1 protein-coding gene is annotated in these 2,395 nt (G+C 46.1%); it reads right to left on the reverse strand.

The window, feature by feature from the left end:
• Positions 1-68: 68 nt before the first annotated feature.
• Positions 69-2,261, reverse strand: coding sequence for a cyanophycin synthetase (gene cphA / locus B7Y67_RS15430; RefSeq protein WP_293599395.1), 2,193 nt, complete (start codon positions 2,259-2,261; stop codon positions 69-71).
• Positions 2,262-2,395: the final 134 nt, after the last annotated feature.

Raw genomic sequence — 2,395 nt, forward strand, 5'->3', positions numbered from 1 at the left:
GCCTCTAGGGCGGTATGGCGGCTCCATAAATTTGGGCCGCGCAACATGCGAATACGGGTGATTTCCAATTAAACCCCTGCTGGAATATTGGAGCTAGAAACAAATGTTTCAACTCCAGCTTCGATAACATTGAACGGAATATCCAAAGCCCAAGCTGCACCAATAGATGCTGCAAGGCTTAAGTGTGGAGACCATTCAAGAGATGACTCCTTCACAGCCGGAGGAATTGGAATCACCAACTTGTCTACCTTGCCTTGCTTGAGCGTAATTACAGATGGACTCACAATAATTGAGCGACCATCTTTTTCTTGGTGAGCAGTGACTACAGGAGAGTTTGGCTCTTGAGAGAAGTACATGACTTCACCTTTACTGAGCTCAGCCATTTTGATAATCATTGGGTCATCTGCATTTAATACGCTGGTGCCAGTAGGTAATACGACATCAACTTGGGTGCGCACTACATTAAATAATTGATCTTCTTCGCTGATGTTATGTTCAGGAAAGAGTTTGAGTGGATCAATATTGAGGGCGACCCCAACCTGGCATTGATCATATGCGAGACCCTCTAGTAATAAGGATGCATTGTCATTCTCAAGGACGGCAACTTCAATCGCTCTATTTTGAAGAGTGCGTCGTGCATTTTCCCAATGGGAAGAAGAGGTTTTTTTGATCAATCGGTTACCAAAGTACAGACCAAGATTGGTAGAGAGTCCAACATGCACATTAGTCAATCTAATAAAGTGGGCAACCATTTCAGCGACGATAGTTCTTCCGGAATTACCGCTAATACCAACGATTGGAATTCTGAAATCGTATCCTGGAGGAAAGAGATGGTTTGCAATTTCTTCGCCGACAGGTTGTGGAGTGCCGCTGGCAGGTTTTAAGTGCATCAATAAGCCTGGACCTGCATTCACTTCAACAATGGCAGCGTTCTGTGACTCTAGTGGCTTACTAATATCTTGTGCAACGAGGTCAATTCCCGCAATTTCAAGTCCTACAACGCGTGCAGCCAAAGCTACTTGGTGGGCTACTTCAGGGTGAACTAAATCAGTCACATCAAATGCCACATTGCCATTACTTTGAATCAATACTTTTTGATCAACCGCCGGAATACTGTCACCAGTTAGTTTTTGGCGAGCCAGCTCTAGCTCAACTGCAGAATCGATCCGAACTGGGTTGAGAGGGCACTCTTCGGTCGTGCCACGTCGTGGATCAGAATTAATCTGAATTTGAATAAGTTCAAGCACAGTATGCTTGCCATCACCGGTGATCCAAACTGTTTCCCCTTTCGCGGCTGCCACTACTTTATTGCCGACTACTAACAAGCGATGTTCATCGCCAATGATGTGGCGCTCAACTAAAACCTCGCTACCTTCATTAATTGCTACAGCGTAGGCCGCTTCGATTTCTTGCTGGGTATAAAGGTTGATAAATACGCCACGACCATGGTTGCCATCAATCGGCTTCACCACTACTGGTAAGCCAATATCTTGTGCGGCTTCCCAAGCATCATCAGGACTTGTGACAACTCTACCTTCAGGGATTGGAACCCCCGCGCTTGCGAGCAAGCTCTTAGTCAGATCTTTATCGCGCGAAATAGTTTCTGCGATGGCACTAGTTTGATCGGTTTCTGCTGTCCAAATACGTCGCTGCTTGGAGCCATATCCGAGTTGAACTAAGTTGCCACTAGACAGCCTGATGTAAGGAATTTCTCGAACAGTAGCAGCGTTGACAATGCAGGCTGTACTGGGGCCTAGGCAGAGATCGTCACTTAAATCACGAAGTTCTTCAATGATCTGCTCTCGTAGAGTAATGGCATCACCATTATCTTGAATGAGGGTGAGGAGGAGGTCACGCGCAAACTTAAACGCTTGCAATGTCACCGCTTCTTCAGTGGCACTCACAATGACTTTGTAAACGCCTCGGCGACCACCATCACGAGCTCTACCAAAGCCGCCTGCAATACCAGCTAAATTTTGCAGCTCAATGGTCAGATGCTCAAGAATGTGTCCAGGCCAGGTGCCTTCTTCAACACGTTTTAAAAACCCACCGGGTTCTCCGTAGCTGCAGCGATGTTCATGCAAGCTTGGAAGGCATTTGCAAAGACGATCGTAGAAACCGGGAATTAAGTCGGATGGATAGTCTTCTAGATCGCCAATATCGATCAAAACTTCAAGAGCAGGGTTGTAGCTCCACATATTGGGGCCACGCAGATGTCGGTGGCTCAGAATTTCAATGGTTTTATCTAGTAATTGGGGCATGTGTGGAATGGGGAAACTCAGCGCCGCATCGGAAGGTGAGGGCGGGGATGTCTCAGACTATCTCTCTGGTTCTAGTAATTGTTCAAAATCCACAAAATTAGCAAAAATACATAAAAAACACTATTTCGATAATT

The organism is Polynucleobacter sp. 35-46-11, assembly GCF_002281105.1.

Bases quoted from the DNA above. Each gene is read 5' to 3' on its own strand.
- cphA (WP_293599395.1), bottom strand. From the start codon at position 2,261: ATGCCCCAATTACTAGATAAAACCATTGAAATTCTGAGCCACCGACAT.